The following is an 18,915-nucleotide window of genomic DNA, read 5'->3' as shown; positions in this document are numbered from 1 at the left end:
AAATGAAACAATAGCAATACCATCTTGATTGACGGTAAAGGAGGTATCCCTCAAAGCACGTAACATAATATTACGTGCGCCGTTTGCATCTGTTGGTGTTTGAGTTCCACAATTTGGACATTTATAAACTTTGTTCCCACCGAGTTTTGCATGTCGATGACCACAGACACCGCAAGTTTTAGATGTATGTGCCTCGCTCACATCAATCACCACGCAACCACGCTTTGATGCTTGATGCTTTAAAGTCAATTTAAATCGATAATGCGCCCAACTCAGCATTCTCCGAACTGTTTTAGAACGTATTTTTCTCCCAGATTTGGCAACCATTTGGGATGACTCAAAATATGGAAGAAACACAACACGATATTTGTTAGTTAGATAAAATGCTCCTATGTGATTTTTGAAAAAAACTCACTACACTTTCTGTTAAGAGTTCCCTACCTTCACGAGTAAGTTCATAAATCAAATCGGATTGCTATATATCATTCTATACATTAATCAAGAAGATTAAAACAGTATAAATTCTTAATTTATTTTTGTGTCTACTGTGTAGAGGTTGGTTGTCTACTCTAATAATTTGCTTGATAAATAGCCTCAGAGTAAGCATTTTGATTTTTTAAATAAACATTACACTAACTCAAAAGCTGATTCAATTAACATGGTATCTGGAACTGGATATTTGATAATTAAAAAAATAATTAATATCAGTATATTTAGGTAATTTCTCAAATATTACACTTCTATTTCTAAGGTTTGGTGTAATTTTTACTATTAGCGATCGCTGCTCTAAGATCACCTTGATTTTCAGAAAGTAGTTCTAGACCCTGTTCTTTATCTAAGCCTGTCCAGTGCATTAAAAGTGCTAATTTTACCCATTTACCACTGCGTTCTAACAACAGATCCGATGCTTCACGACCTAAACCTGTTAAGTCTTGCAAAATTCTTAAAGCGCGATCGCGTAATTTGTTATTGGTCACAGCTACATCGACCATGCGATTTCCGTAAACTTTCCCCAAACGCACCATCACACCCGTAGACAAGATATTCAAAGCCAGCTTAGTTGCGGTTCCTGCTTTGAGGCGAGTAGAACCAGCAAGCACCTCTGGGCCTGTTAACAAGCGAATATCAATATCTGCTTCTATACTCACCTGTTCAACAGGTACACAAGCCATAAAAACTGTTGTAGCTCCCCGTTGGCGAGCAGCATTGATAGCACCGTGAACATAAGGTGTTGTTCCACCAGCAGTAATACCAACGACTACATCCAGTTGGGTTATATGTCGTTGAGCGATCGCCGCTTCTCCATCTTGAAAGCGATCTTCTAAATCTTCGGAACTGCGTAATAGCGCTCCAGCACCACCAGCAATAATTCCTTGTACAAGTTCTGGAGGTGTACAAAAAGTTGGTGGACACTCAGCAGCATCTAATACTCCTAATCGACCACTTGTCCCTGCACCAACATAAAACAGTCGTCCTCCTCGTTGCAAACATTCCGCAGTTTGTTCAATAGCTTGAGCCAATTGCATTTTCGCACCAGCAACCGCAGCCACTGCGTTCTCATCTTCGCGATTAAAAATTTCTACCAACTCTAAACAACTGAGTTGGTCTAGATTCTGACTATTAGGATTAACTTGCTCTGTGAGAAGATGGCCACGTTGCTGTAAATCAGTCATTTGTTTTTTGTCCTTAGTCATTGGTCATTGGTCTAGAGACGCGATTCATCGCGTCTGTACAATAGTCATTGGTCGTTGATTGTTGGTCTAGGTCATGGTTGAAGTTCTGAGTCGCTAGAGGTGTGATGTTCCTCGTATCTATTTAGTCCAAGATAATTGGCTAATGACAAATGACCAATGACAAATGACCAATGACTAATGACTATTTATAGTAACCCTTCTAATCGGCGACGAATACGATCTAGTTCGGAATCAGACAATTCTGATTCTGGTGGTGGTGATTCTTGGTTACTAGACTGGGTGTCAGTCTGTGTTCGCTCGATTTCAGAGTCCGGTTTCCAGTCGGTTTCTTCTACGTTTATTTCTGGGGGAACCATTAAAGCACTATTTTCTGTTACCATTTGCCAATCATAGTCAGTACTTTGACAAAATTCTTTGATTTCTTCAGCGTCAATCGCCTCAACTGCGGGTATGGGAAAATCTTGGGCTTCTAGCATTAAAGCAAAGCGCGTGGCGTCGTCTTCTGACTCAAACATCAGAATTGTATTGCGATCGCCTACTCGAATCGTGTGAATTCCTTCGTTATCTGTGCCAGCGTTAAAGATCAACACAAAAACACGCATGGGTGTAATCATCTTTCCTTTTTTTTTGGGTCTACTGTTAATTAAAGTTCTAGCTGGTCACTCAGGAAAAGGTTATGAGCTAATAGGGTTCAGTTAAAATTTTAAGTTTTTGGGAAAAAGGGTCTACTTTTGTTGGTTAACCGTGGTTTCGGTTTTAGTTGAATCTGTGCGTTTGCCCTGGAGGGGTGTCTTGGTCTTGAGAGTGAGGTGGTAGATTGCAACTATCCGTAATGGCGACTCACAAAACTCTGATTTTATCCTAGCGAAATTTGGTGCGTGGTTACGAATAAAATTTTCTCCCCAAAAATTTGGGTGCGATCGCACTCTCGATTCTTCCATACAGCCCCCTCTGGGAGCTTTACAGGAATTCCACACAAAAAAATCAATATGCTTTATGTTTAAGTATAGGCTTAATACAAATTTAATCAAATTTGATTTGAGCTTGATTGAAACTTTATTCAGCCTTTGTGCGTCTACCTAAGAGGGTCAAACTCATCATTGATAGAGCATTATAAGACACTGTGTTTCTACCAACACAATGCATTGTTATCAGTATTTACATAAAAAGCGCTCTAATTAGTGATTTTAGTGAGTTGTGTGACCATGAACAACAGCACTTATTAAATTCAAGGTGTAAAAAATGACTTTTTTGTTTATTTGGTTGAAAAAAGCCTCGCCGACTTAATGGCGCAAAAACATTCAAGATACTGCATATCTAATTTGAGTAAGCCGAATAAGTAAAGTGTGGTCGTTTGAGGATTCAAACATGATTCGGATTAAAGATGTTGTGCAAAAGGCTTTATCAACAGGATACCTGACTGTAGAAGCAGAAAATCAGCTACGGCAATTGCTAACTACACAGTACGATCTTGAAGATTTTAATGCTTTTATGAGTTTACAAGAAGCTGCTATGGCAGGTAAAGTCAAGCAGGAGTCTCGCGAGCGTTGCGGGATCAAGTAGAGAAGAGATCTATTGATTAACGCTGACGTTGCTCATCCTCAGTATCGTCTAAAAACCCCCAATCTTCTTCATCTGCTTGATTTTTTTGATTCGTTGAATTATCTTTATCGGTGAAATCATCGCTTGATGGTTGATATGGGGGAATAATTACCCGATAGTCTGCATCATAAATTGATTCAGTTTTGCCCACTCCAGAGTTTTTAGGTTCGCGGTAGCTGTAAGAATATGAAGAGCCTGCTCGGAAACTGTCCGTAGGTTCTTGTCGGCGTTCATAGCTTTTCGAGTCTCTGACTTCTGTATTTTGCGAACTTGTGGAATCTGACTTTTCCTCAAAATCCCAATCTTCATTATCGCTTGTGTCCCAATCATCATCTGGATTAGATTGAGATGAAGTTTTACTGGCTGATGGTGGGGGACTAGTATAACTACTATAACTGTCGGCAGATTTTTCTCGCGTTGAGCGATCGCTCTTTGCTGTAGTTCTCCGAGATTTGGATGCAGCAGAAGTTGAGCGTTGTGGTAATGCCAAATAACTCGACAATTGAAATAAACCAGAGATCACCAAAGAAGTAGCAGCACCAGCAGCTGTGCTGAACAAAATCCACATTGCTAAAGGTAATGATTTCGTCTGCACACCTAAAAAGATTAATGGGAGGATAGGAGACCAATTTTGCGCTAACAACAGCGCCAGTCCTCCCATAATCGCTACTAACAAAATTAATCGCAAAAGAGCCATAAGGAATAGAAAGGATGAAGGATGTAGACGCGCCTACGGTGCAGGGTAGGATGAAGTAGTGAAGATTAAGGTAGAAGATAAAAAGCACAAAATAAAAGGTAAAAGGAAATAACTCACTTCATAATCTATCCTTACATTTTTTAGAGACGGCCTTGCCAGCGTTGAATGGGAATACAATCAATATCTAATTGATCTAAAGCACGGGCGACTACAAAATCAACTAAATCTTCAATGCTTTGAGGATTGTGATACCAAGCAGGAATCGCAGGCACAATTCTCACTCCGCTTTCTGCAAGGGTAGTTAAGTTGCGTAAATGAATCAAGCTAAAAGGAGTTTCACGGGGAACAATAACTAATTTTCGCCCTTCTTTTAGCTGCACATCTGCGGCCCGTTCTAATAAGTCGGAACTTAGCCCTGCTGCTAGCTTGGCTACCGTACTCATACTACATGGAATTATAATCATTCCTAAAGTCCGAAAGGAACCACTAGCAATATTCGCTCCTACATCTCCCCAAGGATGACAGCGTAGTTTTCCTCCTGTTTCAACTCCTGCTTGTTGTCGCCAAAATTGCTCTTGTTGAGCAGGTTCTACAGGCATACGAATATCCTGCTCAGATTGCCAAACCATGTAAGTTGATTTAGAAGCAACTAATTGAATTTCATAATCAGCACAAAGCAAATATTTTAAAGCGCGAACTGCGTAAATTAAACCAGATGCACCTGTAATTCCTAAGATGAGTGGCTTGTGATTGTTGGACACGTTTATCAAATATGGGGATTGGGGATTCTCCAGAGGAGACGCTACGCGAACGGGGATTGGGGATCGGGGATCGGGGATTGGGGAAAGGGGATCGGGGATTCTCCAGAGGAGAATCCCCGATCCCCTTTCCCTAACCTTTATTCGTCGTCTTCATAGGATTCTAAATCGTCTGGTTCTATGTCGCCACGTAAGTACATATCTGATTCTTCGCCAGCTGGGTTAATCTCTTGGCGATAAGGAATACCATCACTACCGACTGTGACGAGATCAATTTGTTGACGGTAGTAATCGACGCTTTTAACTTGGACAGCAACGCGATCGCCTAATCTATAGGAAGCGCGATTTTTTCGTCCAAACAGCGCCTGTTGTCTGGCGCGATATTCGTACCAATCATCTTTGAGAGAACTGACGTGTACTAGTCCTTCGACTCGTAAAGGTACGTTTTGCTCACCACCATCATCTTTTGGTGGGACTTCTATTTCTACAAAGAATCCGTAAGATTGGACGCCTGTAATCACACCACTAAAAACTTCGCCGATTCGCTGTTTCATTAAAGAGGCTCTTTGTAAACCCTCTAAATCAGCTTCGGCTTCTTGAACTTCTTTTTCTCTGTCGTTGATTTGGGTAATTACTCTTGTGAGTTCGCTTTGCAATTCTTGTTGCAATTCTGGTGGTAAAACATTCCAGTTAATTTCCCCGTGGCTGGTAGAAGAACGCAAGTTCACACGCTCTTTGACACGAGTGTTGCGGCGATCACGTCCGTGTTCAATTAGTGCGTAATATACCCTCTGCATCAGTAAATCTGGGTAACGTCGTAAGGGTGCGGTAAAGTGGACATATTCTGGTAGTGCCAAACCAAAGTGGGGTGCTTTGTTGGTGCTATAGGCTGCTTGTTTGAGAGTGTCTTGCAATAGATAAGTCAAAACTTGCTCAGATGATGACTCAGCAAATACCCTCGTCAATTGTTGATAATCCAGAGGTTGAATATCAATATCTGGCTCTAGTGATAATTCGATCCCCAAATTGATCGCCAGTTTTAACATTTCCTGTACATCTTCGGGATCAGGTGCGCCTTGGACTCGCCAAATGCTGGGAATACCTAAAGCATTCATGTGGTTTGCCATGATTTGATTCACCAGCAATACGAATTCTGTGAGGAGCGATCGCACAGGAGAATCTTTTTCCACTACACATCCGAGAATTCCTTCATCATAGAAGGGATTTTTATTTGTGGGCAGATTTAACTGCAAACTTCCGCGAGAGGTGCGTTGTTGTTTGAGAAACGTCTGCAATTTTTTCAACTCTTGCAGCATTTCTACTGCTTCAGTAGGGACTTTGGTAACTTTTTTGCCCAGAAGAATTGTTTCTGCTTGCTGAGTATTTACTGAAGCATCTACTTTTACTACACTGGGTTGAATTTCCCAATCCAGTACTTCTCCTGATTTCGGGTTAAAAGTGACTAGACAAGAAATACTGAGGCGATCGCTTCCTGATACTAAAGAACACCGTTCTATCACATTCTCTGGTAACATTGGTAACACTAATTCTCCGAGATATACTGTTCTACCTCGTCTGAGTGCTTCCCGATCAAGTGCTTCATCTGGCTGTACGTAGTGAGAAACATCAGGAATATGAAAACCTAGCTGTAAGTTCCCACCACTAGTTGTTTCCACAGAGAAAGCATTTTCTACTGTTTTTGTGTCAATATTATTACCCAGTATTGTAATAGTAAACTTGTTACGTAAATCTAGCCGATCTTTGAGATCAGCTTTTAAAATCCTTTTTGGTAGTTTAGTAGCTGCTTCTTGGACGTTATCTGAGAAAGCGCGGGAAAGGTCATGCTTGCAGGTAACTAAATCAATATCAGCAGCAGCTTCTGCATCGCTTCCCAGGATCTGCACAACTCGCCCTAATGGGGGATACTGTGCTAGTGGGTAACGTAGAACTTCCACATGAGCCAGATGGTCGATCGCTTCTTGTAATTTTAGACCATTGGCGTAAAGTTTCAGTTCAAATAGCAGACGATCATCTAAAGGTACAGCCCGATAGCCCGCTTCTACTTGTTTGATGCGTGCGAGTAAAGTGTGATTGGATCGCTCTAAAATTAATTTCACTTCCCCTTCAGGAGAACGACGGCGACTACCTTCTTTGAGAACCCGCACTAAAACGCGATCGCCATTCCAAGCATTACTTAAATGGCTTTCTCGAATGTAAATATCTTCAGTTCCTTCTACATCTTGAATTGCAAAGCAAAAGCCTTTGCTGGAACAGCGTAACTTCGCTTCTATGAATCCTTCTTCTGTGATGCGGCGATACTTACCGCGTTCTTTGACTAAAATGCCAATTTTCTCCAATACCTCTAAGATGATGTGAAGTGTCTGTAAACTTTCTTCATCTTCACAACCAAGTTTCTTTTCTAGAAGCTTACGAGCTACCAATTTATCATCAGTAAAATTGGCAAGGAGTGTAGCGATTGAAAATTCCATGCAGTGAACCGACCTTTGGTCAAAACATCTTTTTTTGTTGAGGACAATTGTGTGTGGGGGTTCCCCTCCACCTTTGCAATGTGTCCGTTGTTGAATTTGGTTCTTGGTTGATGACCTCACACCCACAGACACTAGCGGTAAACGAACTTCCCAACAGGTAGGGCGCTACACAATCATCTTTTGAGTACCAGTTCGTTCAAGTCCCTTCACTTGGCCAATCTGACAAGGCAATCCTGATTGCGGATTTTACCCTACTAGGTTGTGACGCAACGGGTTTTTGAGAGGCTGTGTTCGGATCGTTCTCAGTGGAACCGCCCAAACGCGCTACGCAGGGAAAACCACAGGTGTTCAATTGCCTAGTTGAAAGGTACTTTAGGCGATTAGACTCTGATTTTTCACTAGGAGAAACTGCTGATCAACCTAAATGTTCCATATGTAGAATCAGTAACAACTAGGTAGCAGTTTAATAATCTGTGAGCACGAACCATTACTTCATTATTGTAGATTTAGTCGTACTTCCAGAAAAGATTTCTGGATATTAAATTGGGTAAACAGTATAGCATTGCTTGCAATAATACTTAAAATTAGTTTGTGGTAGCCAATAATTTACCCAAAAAAATTTATTTTACAAACAGTATACCCAAGTTTTTAACACAATTTTGGTAACTCAGGGTTGCATGATCGATCTCAGGGTGCGAGGTACAAGAAAATTATTGCTAGGTAAAGTTTAAAATAGAGCCATACCCAATCGTGAATCCACAAGATAAACAAAACAAGAATGGGTAGGCAATTCAAAAGCAATACTTAATTTAGCTGATCAGCTTTATCAATTGGATAAAATCATTCTGCTGATTGAATATCTTACCTGCTTCTTTCTTGCCTCTTGCCTGTTGCTTATGACTTGAAATTATTCTGACGTAGATTTGGTGAAATTATGATGTTGGCTCAACTTCAGAGCTTGTATCCCACAGCTAGTTTAGTCTCTGAATTAGTGCAAATTTATCATGGTAAATATATTGTTCGGGCAAGCTTACAAATAGAAGGTATCACTCGCGCTACTGGTATGGCAGCAGCCGCAACAGTAGAGGAAGCAGAAGATCAAGCCAGAACTAGGGCTTTGATGGTTTTGGCAATCCCTACCACTTCACAAGTACAAACTGGAAGTTTGATTGAGACCAAGAGTGTAACTGATGTTCAGACTACCACTTCACAAGTACAGACGGGAAGTTTGATTGAGACTAAGAGTGCAACTGATGTTCAGACTAGCAAAAGTAGTGAACCACCTCAAACAGAAGAAAATGTCTCCGCTTCTGACCATCTGTGCGTCCCCGTCTCTTCTTTCACCCAAACTCCCATCGATACCTCAAATCTGGACACACAAGCAAGTACACCCATTAAATCAACTGTTTCTTCAACGTCTTCAAGAAACACAATTGATACCTATAATCAGGATTTAGAGGAAAATTTGGCTGCTGTTGCACAACCAGAACTCCCCTTAGATATTCAAGCAGAAGACTTCGGGGAATTTTTTAGTAACCAGAGTGAAAACGAACCTTTACCAGAGATTAAATCTAGTAACGTCACACCATTTCCCCAACGCAGTTATCACAATACTCCTACCGAAGAAGTAGTAACTGCGGCGCCACCAACACCGACAAATAAGAAAAAGAAGAAAAGCGAACCTGTAGATCAATCAGATGATATCGCCAAAATCGGCGTAGAAATGCAGCGTTTGGGTTGGACAACAGAGCAGGGTAGGGACTACCTAATTCAAACTTATGGTAAGCGATCGCGTCATTTACTCGATTCGGAAGAATTACGTGATTTCCTCAAATATTTAGAATCCCAGCCTACACCAATAGATCCACTGGCAGGATTTTAGATTAACTATTGGGCATGGGGCATGGGGCATGGGGCATNCCTCAACACGAGTTTGAAGTACCTCAACACGAGTTTGAAGTACCTCAACACGAGTTTGAAGTACCTCAACACGAGTTTGAAGTACCTCGACACAAGTTTGAAGTACCTCGACACGAGTTTGAGGTATCTATTTTTATAAGTAAAATTTTTGACAAATTTAATAAAGAAAACAGTAAAAATAACTAAGCAACTTCAGGTCTAAATAAAAATTCCGAATTATTTCTCAGATAATTTTATTGTTATATTTGCTACTCTATGTTCAGTAATTCTATAATATCCTTCAGGAGCGCATCTGATGCCACGACTAAAACGCAGTTCACCTACTCTCCAAAAAGCTATCCGTCGAATTGCAGGAATGCGATCAATTAGTCCTACGCTAGACTTTGGCAATGGATTGAGTTTGACAGACTACGACAGCCGCATCGAAAACTTGCAAAACCAGCTATTAACCTACAACAGTTTAATTTCTACTCTAGATGAAATGGCAGGTCAGCTCTCTGTGATTGAAGAAGAATTAAGCAGGTATTCTGAAAAGATGTTAATGAGTGTGGCAACTCATTATGGCAAAGAAAGTTTGCAATATTTCCAAGCGGGAGGTAAGCAACGCAAGAGTTCATCACGCCGTTCGAGAAACACCCAATCCCCATTTGAGAGTACACTTACACCTTTGAATGCTGCAAACAACAATGGTGATGAAGAAACCTCTGTTGTTTTTTGAAGCCTGCGATTGAAATTGCAGTCTGATAGCGAAAGTCTGCTTAAGCAGACTACTTGATTTTATGAAGTCGTCTGAAGACGACTTGTGCTACTAGCTAAGGGTTTAAACCCAAGCGCGATATATTGAAAATATTGGGATACTCCTTTTTGCCTAAGTCCTGGTGGTGAAATTTGTGTCATTGGGATTGCTCTCTACCCGATCAAGGTAACATAAATAGAGGCCATTTGGGGAAAGCGATCGCTAAGGCTATTGCAATACGGCATCGCAACCTGTAACGGCAAAAATACGGAGGGTGAATGTCAATATCTAAACCTGGCAGCAGCAAGGGTAACTCTCAAAAAACTATTGAACAACGCTTACAAATACAGCGTTTGCTAGAACCTACTTTGATTGTTTCTCCTAGTGCTGGAAGTGATGTAGTGAAGGGATTAACTCAAACACCAAAAACCCTGCCACCGCGTTACTTCTATGATGACCGTGGTTCCGATTTATTTGAGCAAATCTGTGAGTCACCAGAGTATTACCTCACACGCACAGAGACAAAAATTTTGCAAAGTTGTGCTAGTGAAATTGCGGAAATAACAGGCGCTTGTGAAATAGTAGAACTGGGTAGTGGCAGTTCTACAAAGACTAGAATATTACTAGATGCTTACCACAAACAGGGATTACCTCTGCATTATCTACCAATTGATGTCAGTGCGGGTATGCTCGAAAGTAGCGCGCTGTCGCTACTAGCAGATTATCCCTCATTACAAGTTTATGCACTGGCAGGAACCTACGAATTAGCACTTTCTCAAATTGAACCTAGCCAATTACCTAGTCGGATCATTTGTTTCATTGGTAGCACTTTAGGTAATTTGAATCCACAAGAGTGTGATGTGTTTTTATCCCAAGTCAAAGCTGCTCTGCAAAAGGGAGAGTATTTCTTATTGGGGATAGACTTACAAAAACCAAAACATATTTTGGAAGCTGCTTATAACGACAATCAAGGAGTAACAGCAGCTTTTAACTTAAATATCTTAGAACATCTCAACTGGCGTTTTCAGGGTAACTTTGATACCAGCCAATTTGAACACTGGGCATTTTATAACGAACTTGAACATCAAATTGAGATGCATCTCAAAAGTAAGCGATCGCAAACTGTCGAGTTACGCGCTCTCAAACTCAACGTTCATTTTGAATCAGGCGAAACCATCAAAACCGAAATTTCTCGCAAATTCGATCTCAACCGCATCCAACAAGAACTAAAAACCAAAGGTTTAGTACCCCAAAAAGTATGGACTGACGAAAACCAATTGTCTGGTTTATTACTCTGTCAGTTGCAAGATTAGGGATCGGGGATCGGGGATCGGGGATAAATCAGTTGATAGTTAATAGTTAATACAATACGGTTCGGATAAGACAAATCGATTGGCATTTAAATCCACCAGAGACGCGATATATCGCGTCTCTACATATCCAAAATTATGACGAAAAATTCTTAACCGAACCGTATTGATAGTTAATAGAGCAATCCTAATTGAGTTGTGAAAAAATACGGAATCCCAGATCCCCGACTTCGCATGAGTTGTCGGGGATCTTGCCTCTCACGTTGGCGCAGCCTGCCCAAAGGGCTTATGATTTAGGATTGCTATAGTTAACAGTGAGCAGTTTAATTTGATAACTGAATAACTGATAAGTCCTCCTTATCCCCTTTCCCCGATCCCCGACCCCCGATCCCCTTTCCGCTATACTCCTACACCACCGCCATTGGACGGCTACCAGCGGCGTGACGATCAATCACCTGGTCGATTAAGCCATAATCTCTGGCTTCTTCGGGTGACATAAAGAAGTCTCTTTCTGTGTCTTCGGCGATTTTCTCTAACGGCTGACTGGTATGTTCGGCTAAATATTCGTTTAGCCGTCGCTTGTGGTAGAGAATTTCGCGGGCTTGGATTTCAATATCAGTTGCTTGTCCGCGAGCGCCCCCCAAGGGTTGGTGAATCATAATCCGAGAATGAGGAAGACTCATTCTTTTACCTTTAGCACCTGCGCTCAGAAGAAAAGCACCCATACTCGCTGCTAGTCCGGTACAGATGGTACACACATCTGGGCGGATGTGCTTCATCGTATCAAAAATACCCATTCCTGCTGTCACCGAACCACCAGGAGAATTGATGTACATATATATGTCTTTCTCTGGATCTTCGGCATCTAAAAACAGTAGTTGGGCAACAATCAAGTTAGCAACGTTGTCATCAATCGCTTGTCCCAAGAAGATAATACGTTCACGTAAAAGGCGTGAGTAGATATCAAAGGCGCGTTCGCCACGACCTGATTGTTCAATAACGATAGGAATCATTTAGCCAGCTTGTAACTAATGTAGATACATTCTATCGATTACAAAGGCTGATTGTTTTCCGAAACCATCTTAACCACTGTGTAGTCATACATAGCAGATGGTGCTTACCCTATTAATTCGGCTGTTAGCCAGTATTCTTTTTTAATAGTTTTGTAAAAATTGCCATATTTTACCGAGAAGTTCCTGATATATCTACCTAATGGGGTAAATCATTAGTACGAGGTGCATCCCAGAGAACACATCCCAATAAAAAACATCCACCGAAAGAGAGGAAGCTGACATGCTGGAAAAATTGTTACAAGCTGCTATTATTACCTTCTTACTTCACTTGATCGTCGGACTGAATACAAACACTACAATGAGTACCAAAGCAGCACCTCCCTCTGGTACCGCGCTGACACCAGTGGCTAGTTCTTTTTTGCGTTCTTTAGACTAAAAAATCACTGGTTGAATCAAAATGTCTATTGATTTAGTGTCAGTTATTAGTTGGTAGTTGTTTGTTCTAATTAACTACCAACTAGCAAAAAATTATCATCACCATTTTTGAATATCAAATCCAAAGTCTAAAATCTCAAATCTTTCGAGGTAGACTGAACAGAGAAGGCAAATACTAGTGTCTAATCATGACTAATCGCCTTGCTGAAGCAAAGAGTCTATACCTCCGTAAACACGCCGAAAATCCGATTGATTGGTGGCCTTGGTGCGATGAAGCACTTACAACTGCAAAAGCAGAGAATAAACCGATTTTCCTCTCGATTGGTTACTCCAGTTGTCACTGGTGTACTGTTATGGAAGGTGAAGCATTTTCTGATCTGGGCATTGCCGAGTACATGAATGCCAATTTTATCCCGATCAAAGTAGACAGGGAAGAAAGACCAGATATTGACAGTATTTACATGCAAGCTTTGCAAATGATGAGTGGTCAGGGGGGTTGGCCTTTAAATACTTTTTTATCTCCAGATGATTTAGTACCGTTTTATGCAGGTACTTACTTTCCAGTTGAACCACGCTACGGTCGTCCTGGTTTTTTACAAGTTTTACAAGCGATTCGCCACTACTACGATACAGAAAAACAAGATTTGCGCGATCGCAAAGCAGTAATTCTCGAATCTCTCCTCACCTCTGCGGTATTGGAGCAACAAGGTACTACCGCAACTCAAGACAACGAGTTATTAAAAAAAGGCTGGGAAACCAGCACAGGGATCATTACTCCCAACCAGCATGGTAATAGTTTCCCCATGATCCCCTACGCAGAATTAGCATTACGGGGAACACGATTTGAGGTGACATCTAAATATGATGGCAAACAAATTTGTACCCAACGGGGTTTAGACTTGGCATTAGGCGGTATTTATGATCATGTGGGCGGAGGATTTCACCGCTACACTGTTGATCCCACCTGGACAGTACCGCATTTTGAAAAGATGCTCTACGACAATGGTCAAATTGTGGAGTATCTCGCAAATCTTTGGAGTACAGGTATAGAAGAACCTGCTTTTAAAAGAGCGATCGCTCTTACTGTCGAATGGTTAAAAAGAGAAATGACCTCACCTGAAGGTTATTTCTATGCGGCTCAAGATGCTGATAGTTTTACAACACCAGCACAAACAGAACCAGAAGAAGGTGCTTTTTATATCTGGACTTTCAGCGAACTCGAACAACTGCTGAGTGCTGAAGAAGTCAACCAATTACAACAACAATTTACAGTCACTGCTAACGGTAACTTTGACGGTCAAAATGTCTTACAAAGACGCCGTACTGGCGAACTCAGCGAAACTGTAGAAACAGCACTCAAAAAATTATTTGTCGCGCGTTACGGTACGACCCCCGAATCACTCGCAACATTTCCGCCAGCACGCAACAACCAAGAAGCTAAATCTCATAACTGGCCTGGTCGAATTCCAGCGGTGACAGATACTAAAATGATTGTTGCTTGGAATAGCTTAATGATTTCCGGCTTGGCAAGGGCCTATGCTGTTTTCCAAGAACCCGTGTATTTGGAACTAGCAACCACAGCCGCAGACTTTATTTTAGATCATCAATTTGTTGATGGGCGTTTCCACAGATTGAATTATGAAAATCAACCAACCGTATTAGCTCAATCAGAAGATTACGCTTTTTTTATCAAAGCATTGCTGGATTTACAAACTTGTAGTCCAGAACAAAACAAATGGTTAGAAAGAGCGATCGCACTCCAAACAGAATTTGACGAATATCTCTGGAGTGTTGAATTAGGAGGTTATTTTAACGCCTCAATTGACGCAAGTCAAGATTTAATCGTGCGCGAACGTAGTTATGCAGACAACGCTACACCCTCAGCCAATGGAGTAGCGATCGCCAATCTTGTACGTCTGGCTTTGTTTACAGATAATCTACATTATTTAGATTTAGCCGAACAAGGCTTAAAAGCATTCCGAAGTGTAATGAGCAAGCATCCACAAGCCTGTCCGAGTTTATTTACAGCTTTAGATTGGTATCGCAATAGTACTCTGATTCGTACCACTACCGAGCAAATACACTCACTCACGTCTCAATATTTACCAAGTGTTGTGTTTGCGATCGCGCCAAAACTACCAGAAAACAGTGTAGGCTTAGTTTGTCAAGGATTAAAATGCCTACCAGCAGCAGCAACTGTAGAGCAAATGTTACAGCAAGTTCGCCAAAGTCAGGTGAGAGGGTGATATCAGTTATCAGTTATCAGTTATCAGTTATCAGTTATCAGTTATCAAATTAAACTGGTAACTGTTCACTGGTAACTGTTCACTGATTTATGACAAATGCCCAATTAACAGCCATCATCTTAGCAGGCGGGAAAAGTACGCGCATGGGTAGGGATAAGGCTTTGATCCCGATTGAAGATGTCCCGATGTTGCAACGAATCTGCGAAATTGCGGAAGCTTGTGCAGAGCAAGTTTACGTGGTTACTCCCTGGCCAGAACGTTATCAAGATTTGCTACCACCCAAAAGTCAGTTTATTCAGGAAGTACTTTTAGCAAAAGAAACTGGTAATGAACCAAAAACTCATGGACCACTGGTGGGGTTTTCCCAAGGATTGACACAGGTAACAACAGATTGGGTGTTACTGTTGGCTTGTGATTTACCTAATTTACGAGTAGAAGTTTTGCAAGAGTGGATAGCTGGATTAGAACAAGTATCAGAAGAAGCGATCGCAGCTTTGGTTTATAGAAATAATAGATGGGAACCATTGTGTGGTTTCTATCGGCGTCGCTGTTTACCAGAATTAAATAAGTATATCGAGCAGGGAGGGCGATCGTTTCAGGAGTGGTTGAAGCGATATCCTGTACAAGCATTACCTTTGCTTGATTCAGAGATGCTTTTTAACTTCAATAGTATGATTTGAGAGAGGCGTTTCAGTTTAAAATATATAATCTCTCCTCTCCCTAGCCTCTGTTGGCGAAAATGAAACATACCCTATCAGTACTTGTAGAAGATGAAGCGGGTGTTCTTTCCCGCATTGCTGGTTTATTTGCTCGTCGTGGCTTTAATATCGAAAGTCTTGCAGTCGGACCAGCAGAACAGTCAGGAGTTTCTCGGATCACAATGGTTGTACCCGGTGATGATTGGGTAATTGAACAACTTACCAAGCAACTATACAAGCTAATTAACGTTCTCAAAGTGCAGGATATTACTGAAACTCCTTGTGTAGAACGCGAATTAATGCTACTCAAGGTGAATGCTACCAGCAGTACTCGTTCGGAAATAGTCGAGTTGTCGCAAATTTTCCGGGCGCGAGTAGTAGATGTAGCCGAAGATTCTTTGACTTTGGAAGTCGTCGGCGATCCAGGAAAAATGGTGGCGATCGTGCAAGTGTTACAAAAATTTGGTTTGAAGGAAATTGCTCGCACTGGCAAAATTTCCCTAACTCGTGAATCGGGAGTGAATACAGAGTTGCTAAAATCTTTGGAAGCCAAAGCTTCGTAGTAAGGGGTAGCTGTAGCTACCAAAATATACTTTTAATCAAGAAATTATTGAGGTTTGGATGATTATGTCACAATAAATCCAAACCTCTGTGATTATTAATCCATGACTTGGGTTCCTGGACAAAAGCTATACAACAATAAAGCGAGGCTCTGCAATTCAATATCAAGGCTCTGCAATTCAATATCAAGGCTCTGCAATTCAATATCAAGGCTCTGCAATTCAATGTCGAGGCTTTTTATTTTTTTTGGTTATGGGGACGTTGGATTTAGGTAGGGGACATCATCAACAAAAATCTTTAATTTCTACTTGGGAACTAAATCATTGAAACCCGCGCAGGCGGGTTTTGTTTGTGTAGCCAAGCCAGTGCGCCCTTGGAGGTTACCTCCGTTGTAGCACCTGGCGTGCGATTTCCAATCGCCGGGGCTTTTTCTGAGACATTTATCGATTCAAAAACCTATCCACACAGCGCACAAACATCTCTACACCCATCGCTAACGCTGTTTCATCAAAATCAAAACGGGGATGATGATGAGGATAAGCTAAATTCTTCTGTTGGTTAGCAGAACCCAAAAAGAAATAACAACCAGGTACTTCCTGCAAAAAGTAGGACATATCCTCACCGCCCATTGTTTGACATTCCGGTACAATACCCACGGGAGTTTCTACGACTTCCTCCGCGACCGATCGCACTAATTCCGCCATTCCTGCATCATTAATTGTGGCTGGGTAAAGTTTGCAGTATTCAAAGTCATAATTAGCACTAAAACTTTGGCAAATGCCAGCAATAATTTGCTCAATCTTTTGGGAGAAAAAGCCCTGCAAACTTGGATTAAAGTACCTAACAGTACCACTCATCCTTGCTGTATCTGCAATCACATTGCACTTTGTACCAGCATGGAGTTCACCGACTGTCACCACTGCTGAATCAATCGGATTGACGTTACGAGCCACAATTGTTTGTAGAGCATTGACAATTTGGGCTGCAACTACTACTGAGTCTACAGTTTGATGGGGCATAGCGCCGTGTCCACCTTTACCAAAAATCGTGCAGTTAAAGGTTTCTACAGCTGCCATTAATGCACCTGCACGTACACCCAGGGTTCCCAAAGGCAAATTATTCCACAGATGCAAACCGATAATGGCATCAACATCAGGATTTTTCAACACCCCAGCATCAATCATTGGTTTGGCGCCTCCTGGTCCTTCTTCCGCAGGCTGGAAGATCATTTTCACAGTCCCGGCGAAGTCTTGACGATGTTGCTGGAGATAATAAGCTGTACCCAGAGCGATCGCAGTATGTCCATCGTGTCCGCAAGCGTGCATGATCCCATCGTGCTGAGAACGATACGCGACTTCGTTCTGTTCGAGTATGGGTAAAGCATCCATATCCGCACGGATCGCCAATACTTTTTCATTGGCAGGTTTTTCACCCCGGATAATCGCAACGATACCAGTCTCAGCAATACCTGTTTGATGCTCAATTCCCCATTTTTGTAATTTCTGGGAGACAAATTCAGCTGTGAGTTTTTCTTGAAAACCGAGTTCTGGTTTTTGATGTAATCTACGTCGCCATTCGACTAATTGCGGTTGCAATGATCGAATCGCAAGGCGAACGCGAGATAAGTCAATATTGGTAGAGTCGGGAAAGGTCGAAACCATTTTCTTGAAATTGCTGTTGGTTATTTATATTGTGAGATTGTCATTTGTTATTTGTCATTTGTTCTTTGCTAATGACTAATGACTAAGTAAACGCTCTAAATCTAAATCTGAAGCTACTTGTGCAAGTTTGTCTCTATCTGCTGGATCTTCTAAATAGGGTAAACAGCCTAAAACTGGGGTATTTGTCAAAGACTGAATTAAGTCTGCTGGCGTCCAGTTGGCGATTTCCTCATCTGTGCGGGGTTGGACACAATTTAGAACAATTCCTAGCAATTGGACTCGTGTTTGTTTTGCTAAGGCGACATTCGCCACTGCTTGAGCGATCGCACCTAATCTGACTGGTACGACTAACACCGTAGGTAAGCGCCATTCACCTGCTAAATCTGCTACTGTCAATTCTTCAGTTACAGGTGAACCCAATCCACCTAAAGCTTCTACTAAAACAAAATCTCGACGCTGACATAAAGCTGTGTAAGACTGCCAGACTACAGCTAAATCTACATGGCGATTTTCTTTAATTGCGGCAATTGGGGGGGCTAGAGGTGCTTGAAAATACAAAGGTGTGATTTCATCAGGAGATTGTTCCAAGCTAAATAGTTGTTGATACCATTCGCGATCGCCCACTCCTGATTGTATGGGTTTCATAATACCCAAACTACGAGCAGAACAATATTTTTGCCAATAGGCTGCTAATGCTGTTGTTAAAACAGTTTTGCCTGCTTCTGTATCTGTTCCAGTGATTAGTAGTGCGTTCAATTGTAATAGTTAATGGTTAGTAGATAGTAGTTCGTAGATAAAGATTGAATTATTGCTAGCTGCTTGTTCTGTTTTAATTTTGTCAATATATTATCGTTAAATCAACCTGTCGAGCGTAGTTAATCCAAATGTAGAGACGTAGCATTGCTACGTCTCTACTAACAATTTGTTAGTCAAGTTCGTAGTAAGGACTTAAGTCCTTATTTTTTAAGCACTAAAGTGCTTACTACAAACTCTCATCTTCTTAGCTATTGGTTAGACGTGCCATTAGTCGGTTGATTATTGGGATTTTGATTGGGAATAGGTAGAAATGGAGTGTTAGTAGGTGTTTCGGTGGGT

At 41.4% G+C, this 18,915-nt stretch carries 18 protein-coding genes and 1 pseudogene; 9 read left to right on the top strand and 10 right to left on the bottom strand.

Going from position 1 to position 18,915, the window contains the following annotated elements; genetic code table 11:
* Positions 1-78: 78 nt before the first annotated feature.
* From B4U84_RS31560 to B4U84_RS10475, 4 genes and pseudogenes are all read right to left on the bottom strand, one after another.
* A pseudogene (locus B4U84_RS31560) lies at positions 79-279 on the bottom strand (zinc ribbon domain-containing protein); the annotation flags it as partial.
* Between the two features lie 467 nt (positions 280-746).
* Complete coding sequence (murQ, locus tag B4U84_RS10485) at positions 747-1,673, bottom strand: N-acetylmuramic acid 6-phosphate etherase (protein ID WP_026082166.1); 927 nt, start codon at positions 1,671-1,673, stop codon at positions 747-749.
* A 206-nt stretch (positions 1,674-1,879) separates the two neighbouring features.
* Positions 1,880-2,308 carry a DUF3110 domain-containing protein gene (locus B4U84_RS10480; protein ID WP_017313393.1) on the bottom strand — a complete coding sequence of 143 codons (429 nt, stop codon included), beginning with the start codon at positions 2,306-2,308 and terminating at the stop codon, positions 1,880-1,882.
* Positions 2,309-2,419: 111 nt separating this feature from the next.
* Complete coding sequence (locus tag B4U84_RS10475; protein ID WP_131117633.1) at positions 2,420-2,635, bottom strand: hypothetical protein; 216 nt, start codon at positions 2,633-2,635, stop codon at positions 2,420-2,422.
* 427 nt (positions 2,636-3,062) lie between these two features.
* Here B4U84_RS10475 and B4U84_RS10470 point away from each other — a divergent pair, with 427 nt between their 5' ends.
* On the top strand, positions 3,063-3,257 hold the full coding sequence (locus B4U84_RS10470) for a hypothetical protein (RefSeq protein WP_131117630.1): 195 nt from the start codon (positions 3,063-3,065) through the stop codon (positions 3,255-3,257).
* A 16-nt stretch (positions 3,258-3,273) separates the two neighbouring features.
* On the opposite strand, the gene B4U84_RS10465 is transcribed toward B4U84_RS10470, so the two are convergent.
* From B4U84_RS10465 to B4U84_RS10455, 3 genes are all read right to left on the bottom strand, one after another.
* On the bottom strand, positions 3,274-3,993 hold the full coding sequence (locus tag B4U84_RS10465) for a LapA family protein (RefSeq protein ID WP_131117627.1): 720 nt from the start codon (positions 3,991-3,993) through the stop codon (positions 3,274-3,276).
* Between the two features lie 140 nt (positions 3,994-4,133).
* Positions 4,134-4,754, bottom strand: coding sequence for a flavin prenyltransferase UbiX (locus B4U84_RS10460; RefSeq protein WP_026082167.1), 621 nt, complete (start codon positions 4,752-4,754; stop codon positions 4,134-4,136).
* Positions 4,755-4,891: 137 nt separating this feature from the next.
* Positions 4,892-7,240 (bottom strand): ribonuclease R family protein, encoded by a 2,349-nt coding sequence (locus B4U84_RS10455; RefSeq protein ID WP_017313397.1) that lies wholly within the window; start codon positions 7,238-7,240, stop codon positions 4,892-4,894.
* A gap of 937 nt (positions 7,241-8,177) precedes the next feature.
* On the opposite strand from B4U84_RS10455, the gene B4U84_RS10450 reads away from it, so the two are divergent.
* From B4U84_RS10450 to egtD, 4 genes are all read left to right on the top strand, one after another.
* Positions 8,178-9,122, top strand: coding sequence for a slr1353 family protein (locus B4U84_RS10450; RefSeq protein ID WP_131118860.1), 945 nt, complete (start codon positions 8,178-8,180; stop codon positions 9,120-9,122).
* Between the two features lie 38 nt (positions 9,123-9,160).
* Positions 9,161-9,346, top strand: a 186-nt coding sequence (locus B4U84_RS31150) for a hypothetical protein (protein WP_207390917.1), incomplete at its 5' end; no start/stop codon positions are given.
* A gap of 109 nt (positions 9,347-9,455) precedes the next feature.
* Positions 9,456-9,878, top strand: coding sequence for a hypothetical protein (locus B4U84_RS10445; protein WP_131117625.1), 423 nt, complete (start codon positions 9,456-9,458; stop codon positions 9,876-9,878).
* A 296-nt stretch (positions 9,879-10,174) separates the two neighbouring features.
* Entirely contained in the window at positions 10,175-11,209 is a 1,035-nt protein-coding gene (gene egtD / locus B4U84_RS10440) for an L-histidine N(alpha)-methyltransferase (RefSeq protein ID WP_131117622.1), read from the top strand.
* A 404-nt stretch (positions 11,210-11,613) separates the two neighbouring features.
* Here egtD and clpP read toward each other — a convergent pair whose 3' ends face one another.
* Positions 11,614-12,219, bottom strand: coding sequence for an ATP-dependent Clp endopeptidase proteolytic subunit ClpP (gene clpP / locus B4U84_RS10435; RefSeq protein WP_016859686.1), 606 nt, complete (start codon positions 12,217-12,219; stop codon positions 11,614-11,616).
* A gap of 280 nt (positions 12,220-12,499) precedes the next feature.
* Here clpP and B4U84_RS30490 point away from each other — a divergent pair, with 280 nt between their 5' ends.
* From B4U84_RS30490 to ilvN, 4 genes are all read left to right on the top strand, one after another.
* Positions 12,500-12,655, top strand: a complete 156-nt coding sequence (locus tag B4U84_RS30490; RefSeq protein ID WP_017313399.1) for a QAALIT motif small membrane protein — start codon at positions 12,500-12,502, stop codon at positions 12,653-12,655.
* 187 nt (positions 12,656-12,842) lie between these two features.
* A complete protein-coding gene (locus B4U84_RS10430) occupies positions 12,843-14,900 on the top strand; it encodes a thioredoxin domain-containing protein (protein WP_131117619.1) in 2,058 nt (685 codons plus the stop codon).
* An 89-nt stretch (positions 14,901-14,989) separates the two neighbouring features.
* The gene (locus tag B4U84_RS10425) at positions 14,990-15,580 is read left to right on the top strand and encodes a molybdenum cofactor guanylyltransferase (protein ID WP_131117614.1); all 591 of its coding nucleotides are present in this window, start codon (positions 14,990-14,992) and stop codon (positions 15,578-15,580) included.
* Positions 15,581-15,639: 59 nt separating this feature from the next.
* Complete coding sequence (ilvN, locus tag B4U84_RS10420) at positions 15,640-16,161, top strand: acetolactate synthase small subunit (RefSeq protein WP_017313402.1); 522 nt, start codon at positions 15,640-15,642, stop codon at positions 16,159-16,161.
* A 438-nt stretch (positions 16,162-16,599) separates the two neighbouring features.
* On the opposite strand, the gene B4U84_RS10415 is transcribed toward ilvN, so the two are convergent.
* Together B4U84_RS10415 and bioD are read right to left on the bottom strand one after the other, a co-directional pair.
* Positions 16,600-17,820, bottom strand: a complete 1,221-nt coding sequence (locus B4U84_RS10415; protein ID WP_131117611.1) for a M20 metallopeptidase family protein — start codon at positions 17,818-17,820, stop codon at positions 16,600-16,602.
* 75 nt (positions 17,821-17,895) lie between these two features.
* Complete coding sequence (gene bioD, locus B4U84_RS10410) at positions 17,896-18,576, bottom strand: dethiobiotin synthase (RefSeq protein ID WP_131117609.1); 681 nt, start codon at positions 18,574-18,576, stop codon at positions 17,896-17,898.
* Between the last annotated feature and the right edge of the window lie 339 nt (positions 18,577-18,915).

The sequence above is a fragment of the Westiellopsis prolifica IICB1 genome, assembly GCF_004323185.1.
GTDB classification, from domain to species: Bacteria; Cyanobacteriota; Cyanobacteriia; order Cyanobacteriales; family Nostocaceae; genus Pelatocladus; species Pelatocladus prolificus_A.
The sequence above is the reverse complement of the archived record's forward strand: the minus strand, read 5'-3'. Positions and strand labels throughout refer to the sequence as shown.